At 69.4% G+C, this 6,377-nt stretch carries 4 protein-coding genes and 1 pseudogene; 1 reads left to right on the top strand and 4 read right to left on the bottom strand.

Features of this window, described 5'->3' with window-relative positions:
* Together ACK42S_RS14480 and ACK42S_RS14475 are read right to left on the bottom strand one after the other, a co-directional pair.
* Nucleotides 1-3,124: efflux RND transporter permease subunit (locus ACK42S_RS14480; RefSeq protein ID WP_409708971.1), on the bottom strand; the 3,124-nt coding region annotated here is incomplete at its 3' end.
* Entirely contained in the window at nt 3,121-4,161 is a 1,041-nt protein-coding gene (locus ACK42S_RS14475; protein WP_409708968.1) for an efflux RND transporter periplasmic adaptor subunit, read from the bottom strand. The genes ACK42S_RS14480 and ACK42S_RS14475, both read right to left, overlap by 4 nt.
* A 301-nt stretch (nt 4,162-4,462) precedes the next feature.
* On the opposite strand from ACK42S_RS14475, the gene ACK42S_RS14470 reads away from it, so the two are divergent.
* Complete coding sequence (locus ACK42S_RS14470) at nt 4,463-5,095, top strand: CAP domain-containing protein (protein WP_409708965.1); 633 nt, start codon at nt 4,463-4,465, stop codon at nt 5,093-5,095.
* Nucleotides 5,096-5,107: 12 nt separating this feature from the next.
* On the opposite strand, the gene mnmA is transcribed toward ACK42S_RS14470, so the two are convergent.
* Nucleotides 5,108-6,217 carry a tRNA 2-thiouridine(34) synthase MnmA gene (gene mnmA / locus ACK42S_RS14465; protein WP_409708962.1) on the bottom strand — a complete coding sequence of 370 codons (1,110 nt, stop codon included), beginning with the start codon at nt 6,215-6,217 and terminating at the stop codon, nt 5,108-5,110.
* A pseudogene (locus ACK42S_RS14460) lies at nt 6,214-6,377 on the bottom strand (NUDIX hydrolase); the annotation flags it as partial. The pseudogene ACK42S_RS14460 and the gene mnmA, both read right to left, overlap by 4 nt.

Genomic DNA, 6,377 nt, shown 5'->3' with positions numbered 1-6,377 from the left:
GGTGCGCCGGCCGCTTGCGATCCAGCCGGCGCATGAAGACGAGGTAGAGCAAGGGCACCACGTAGAGCGTGAGCAGCGTCGAGAAGGCCAGGCCCCAGACGATGCTGGCGGCCACCGGTCCCCACAGCAGGCTCTTGCCGCCCAGGCCCGTGGCCAGCGAGAACAGCCCGCCGATGGTGGTGGTGGAGGTGATCAGGATGGGCACCACCCGCCGGCGTGCGGCCCAGACGATGGCATGCATCGTGCCCATGCCGCGCGCGCGGCGCTCGTTGGCCGCATCAATCAGCACGATGGCCGCGTTCACGGCAATCCCGGTCAGTGCGATCACGCCGTACATCGTGTACAGCGACAGCGGGTTTTGCGTGAGCGCGAGACCCAGCGTCACGCCGGTGAAGGCCAAGGGCACCGTCACTAGGATCATGAAGGGCTGCCAGTAGCTGACGAACTGCGCGGCCAGGATCAGGAAGATCAGGCCCACGCCCAGCGCAAACAACAGGCCCATCGCGTCCAGGCTTTCCTGGATGTCCTCCAGCTCGCCCGAGAACTCCAGGTCGATGCCCGGGTACTGGCGGGCCACCTCGCGCCAGGCGGCCTGCACCTGCGCGTTGGCCTGGGCGGTGTTCAAGGCTTTGGGGTTGTCCTTGGGGTCGTCGAGGTTGGCCTCCACCGTGATGGTGCGCCTCAGGTTGTAGTGGCGGATGAAGCCCTTGCCCGGCTCCACGCTGGTCGTCATCAGGGTGTCGAGCCGCGTGACCTGGCCGTTGGGCAAGGTGAGCGGCTCGGCCAGCAGGGCCGCCGGGTCGGTGCGCGCGTCGTCGCGGCCACGCACGCGCACCTCGATTTTGTCACCGCCTTCGCGGGTGAAGGCCACGATCTCGCCATCGACCTGGATGCGCAGCATGCGCGCGAGCCAGGCCGCATCGAGCCCGGCGCGCCGCAGGGCCTCGTGGTCGAACTGCAGCGTGAGCTTGGGCCGGCCCGGTACGTCGTCGTCGGTGACGTCTTTCACGCCGGGCACACCGGCCACGATGGCCTTCACCGCATCGGCGGCGCGGCGCAGCTCGTCCGGGTCGTCGCCGCGCACCTTCACGTTCAGGGGCTTGCCCTTGGGCGGCCCGCCCGACAGCAGCGTGAAGCTCTTGCGCCCAGGGCCGGGCAGCGCCTCCACCTCGGCGCGCATGGCTTCGATGACCTCGCTCACTTCGCGTCCGCCGTCGCCGCGGGGGTTCAGCGACACCGACACCTGGCCGTAGGCATCCCCATAGACCGGTTCGGTGTCGGTGAACTTGATGCCCGCCACCGAGACGACGGCGCGCGCCTCGCCCTGCGGCCCCACGCCTTGCAGGTGCCTGCGCACCACTTGCTCGACCGCCTCGGTTTCAGCCAGCGTCTCCTCCAGCGTGGCTTGCGAAGGCATGTCCACATTCACGTAGAACAGCCGCAGCGGATCGAAGGCGAAGAACTGCACCTTCACGGCGCCCGAGAAGAACAGCCCCACGGCCCCCAGCACCAGCACGGCGGCCACCACCAGCGACCAGCCCGCGCGGCGCAGCACCATTGCCAGGCTGCGCCCGTACCACAGGCGCAGCCTGCGATTGAACTCGTTGCGCCAGGCCTGGGCCCGCGAGGGCTGGTCCAGGCGCAGTTTCAGCGCGTGCACATGGGTGGGCAGCATCCAGAAGGCCTCGACCAGGCTGATCAGCAAGGCCAGGGTCACCACGAAGGGAATGACAAACATGAATTTGCCCACGATGCCCGGCAGCAACATCAGCGGCAGGAAGGCCGCCATCGTCGTCATCACCGACGACAGCACCGGCGCCAAGACCTCGCGCACACCGTCGATCGCGGCCTCGAAGGCTTCCGCCCCGCGCTGCAGGCGGTAGTAGATCGCCTCGACGACCACCACCGCATCGTCCACCAGCATGCCCAGCGCGATCACCAGGCCCAGCAGCACCGAGATGTTGAGCGTGTGCCCCAGGCTGCCAAGCACGACCATCGTGCCGGCCAGCGAAAAGGGGATGCCCAGGGCCACGAGCACGCCGATGCGCCAGCCCAGGAACAGCCAGCAGATGCCCATCACACTGACCAGGCCGAACAGCGCGTTGGTCTCCATCACGCCGATGGCCTCGCGCGTGGGCACGGTCTGGTCGTCGCTGAGCAGCAACGTCAGGCCGCTGGCCGCCAGCGCCGCCTGGCGCTGGGCGATGTAGTCGTGGAGCCGCTGCACCAGCTCCAGGGTGTGGGTGCCGGGCTTCTTGGTCACAGCCAGGCTGATGGCGCTGCGCCCATCCATGCTGGCGAGCTGGGCGGCCGGCGCGCGGGCGCGCTCGATGCGCGCCACCTCGTCCAGACGCGCCGTGGCCTGCGGCCTGGCCGGGTTGCGCACCACGATGCCGGCCAGACGCTGCGGATCGGTAGCGATGCCTTGCACGGTGACCGACCAGGCCCCGCCTTCGGTCTTGAGCGTGCCGGCCGAGGTGTCGCGAAAGACGCTGCGCACCGCGTCGGCCACATCGGTGGCGCTCAAGCCGCGCGCCACCAGCGCGGCATTGTCGGGGGTGATCAGGATCTCGGGGTCGCGCAGGCCCGAGGCATACACCTGGTCCACACCGGCCATGCGCTCCAGGTCGAGCTTGATCTGGCGGCCGGCCTGGCGCAGCACCTCGTCGTCGGCCTGCCCCAGCAGCATCAGCGAGGCGGTGGGAAATCCATTGGAGGTGGTGATCTCCAGCACCACCGGGTCCTCGGCCTCGGTGGGCAGTTCGGTGTTGGCCTTGTTCTGGATCTCGCGGCGCAGGTCGGCAATGCGCTTGTCGAAGGTGCGCTCGGAGATCTCGCGGAAGCGCACGAGGATGCTCGAGACGTTCTCGCGGCTGCTGCTGACGACGAAGCGCACGTCGGCCACGCCCTTGATGCCGTCTTCCAGCGGGTTGGTGACCAGGCGTTCGACGTCCTCGGCCGACGCGCCGGGCAGGGTCGTGATGATGCTCACCCAGTTGAAGTTGATCTCCGGGTCCTGCGCGCGCGGCATCGAGAGGTAGCTCAGCGCCCCCAGCACCAGCACCACCACGAAGGTGACGTTGGCCAGCGGGTGGTTGCGGATCAGGGCGGCCAGCAGCTTCATCGCTCGATGCTCACCGGGGTGCCGTCCTGCAGGGTGGCCTGGCCGCTGATGACCACCGGCGTGTCGGCCGGCAGCGTCGCCGCGACTGCCCGGCCTTCCTGGGCGCCAGGCAACGGCACGAAGCGGGCCCGGCCCTCGGCCACCGTGAACACGCCCAGGCGGCGCTCGCGCCGCACGATCAGCGCCGGGGGCAGGTGCGCACGATCCTCGGTCCACAGCAGGCGCCCCTCGGTGCCCGGCAGCACGGCCTCCTGCGGGGCCAGGCGCACCTCCACCGTGCGCGCGGGCGCCGTCACCGCACCGGCCACGCGCAGCAGCTTGAGCGCCACGGTGCGTCCGCCTCCAGCGTCGAAGCGCGGGTCGCCCGCCGAGCGCAGCCCCGCCACGTCGTCGGGCGCCACCTGGGCGCTCACCTCGACCGCGCCGGTCTCGGTCAGCACATACAGCACCGTGCCGGGCGCCACGTACTCGCCCGCCTGGGCCAGGCGCTGGCTCACCGTGGCCGCAAACGGCGCCGTGATGCGCGTGCGCGCCAGGGCCCGCTCGGCCGTGGCCAACTGCGCCCGATTGGCGGCGAGTTCGGCCTGCATGAGCTTGAGCTCGGTCTCGCGCTGGTTCAGCGCCTCCTGCGACAGGAAGTTCTGGGCCACCAGCTCGCGTGTGCGCTGCAATTGCGTCTGCGCCAGGCTCACCCGCGCCAGCGTGGCCTGCAGCGCCGCCTGGGCACGGTCGCGCTCCAAACGGAAGTCGGTGGGGTCGATCTCGGCCAGCAGGTCACCGCGGCGCACGCTGGCGCCCGCGTCCACCCGCCAGCGCAGCACCGTGCCCGCCACCTCGGCCGCCACCCGGGCCTGGTTACGCGCCACCACGGCCGCCGGCGCCTCGCGCTGCGGACGCACGGCGACGTCGCCGAAGGGCCGGACCTGGACCATCGCTGCCCCACCATGGACCGACGCGCTCTGGGCCTGGGCTGTGCCGAACCACAGAAGCGGCCCCAGGCAAGAGGAGAACACGGCAAGGCAGCGACGAAGCTTCATGGAGGACTCGAGGAGGACGGCCCGGGCAGCAGGCGCACCACGTTGGGGGGGGAACCCGGTGGGCCAGGGGCCGGCATTGTGCAGATCTTCACGATTATGCGCGTGTGCGGTCAACGCCTCCTCCCTCTTTCGGGGGCGTTGTGGGGTCATCTGCCGTCATGCTGCTGACATATGACGCGACCTTCCTGTTGTGACATCCACACGCGCGGTTGCAATTGGTTATCCCTGGACGAAGAGTTTCGCGCCAAGATGCGCGCTTTGCGTCTTGCCAGACAACCCGATGCCCGTCGCGCCAAGTTCGATGCTCTCCCTCGTGTCGATCCGGGTGGCCTGCCTGGCCGCAGCCGCAGTGGCCCTGTCGGCCTGTGGCGGCGGTGGCAGCGACGATGCACCCGGGGCGCCCAGCGAGTCCTCTTCCACGCAGACCAGCGCCCCTGCACCGGCAGACCCGCCCGCAGCCCCCGCGCCCACGCCCGCTCCGGCTCCTTCGGTGGACATCACCTGCGGCCTGCCAAACTTTCAGGCCGAGCTGCTGCGTCTGGTGAATGAGCGCCGCGCCACCGGCGCCACCTGCGGCAGCCGCGGCCGCTTTGCGGCCACCACACCGCTGAACTGGAGCGCCGCGCTGACCACAGCCGCCTACGGCCACAGCCGGGACATGGCCGACAACAACTACTTCAGCCACACCAGCCTCGACGGACGCACCTTCAGCCAGCGCATCACGGCCGCCGGCTACACCTGGAGCCGCGCGGGCGAGAACATTGCAGCGGGCTACACCTCGGCGCAAAGCGTGATCAATGGCTGGATGTCCAGCGAGGGCCACTGCGCCAATCTCATGAACCCGAACTTCCGCGACATGGGCCTGGCCTGCGCACGCAACCCCAGCAGCCGCTACGGCTGGTACTGGACGCAGAACCTTGGCACGCCACGCTGAGGCCAGGGCGCGTCAGTCCGGCACGGCGTCGATCACCCCGCCGCCCAGGCACACCTCGCCGTCATACAACACGGCCGACTGCCCCGGCGTGACGGCCCACTGGGCCTGCGCAAAGTCGAGCGTGAAGCGGGGGCCTTCGAGGCCCGCCAGCGTGCACGGCGCATCGCTCTGGCGGTAGCGTGTCTTGGCCGCATATGCCCCGGGCTCGGGCGGCTCGCCCGCCGTCCAGCTTGCATCAGCGGCCACGAGGCGGTGCGAAAGCAGCCAGGGATGGTCATGGCCCTGCACCACATACAGCGTGTTGGTCGCCAGGTCCTTGCGCGCGACGAACCAGGGGGCGTGATCGCCGCCGCCGCGTGGAGCGCCTTTGTCCTTGACGCCTCCGATGCCCAGCCCCTTGCGCTGGCCCAGGGTGTAGAAGCTCAGGCCCACGTGTTCGCCCAGCACGCGGCCGCGGTCATCCTTGATCAGACCCGGCGTGTTGGACAGGTAGCGGTTGAGGAACTCGCGGAAAGGCCGCTCACCGATGAAGCAGATGCCAGTGGAGTCCTTCTTCTTCGCATTGGGCAGGCCGATCTCCGCAGCGAGGCGGCGCACCTCGGTCTTGTGCAGTTCGCCCACGGGGAAGAGCGTCTTGCCCAGCTGCGCCTGGTTCAGCCGGTGCAGGAAGTAGCTCTGGTCCTTGGCCGGGTCGAGGCCCTTGAGCAGCTCGAAGCGGCCGTCGCGCTCGCGCACGCGGGCGTAGTGGCCGGTGGCGATCTTCTCGGCGCCCAGCCGCAGGGCATGGTCTAGGAAGGCCTTGAACTTGATCTCGGCATTGCACAGGATGTCGGGGTTGGGCGTGCGCCCGGCCTGGTATTCGCGCAGGAACTCGGCGAACACGCGGTCCTTGTACTCGGCCGCGAAGTTCACGTGCTCGATCTCGATGCCGATCACGTCGGCCACCGAGGCGGCATCGACGAAGTCGATGTTCGAAGAGCAGTACTCGTTGTCGTCGTCGTCTTCCCAGTTCTTCATGAAGATGCCGACGACCTCATGGCCCTGCTGCTTGAGCAGCCAGGCGCTCACGGCCGAATCGACGCCGCCGGACAGGCCCACCACCACCCGCGACTTGCGCGTCATGGTGTCCTCACCTTGATCTCGGGGGCATAGACGGTCGGGTCCACCGTGAGCAGCTCCAGGGGGTAGCGCCTGCCCGCCAGGTAGTCTTCCATGCACCGCAGCACCAGCGGGCTGCGGTGCCGCTCGCGGCTGGCGCGGATCTCGTCAGGGGTCATCCACA

It is taken from the genome of Caldimonas sp., assembly GCF_046289365.1.
GTDB lineage: Bacteria > Pseudomonadota > Gammaproteobacteria > Burkholderiales > Burkholderiaceae_C > Caldimonas.
This window is presented reverse-complemented; position numbering and strand designations above follow the sequence as displayed.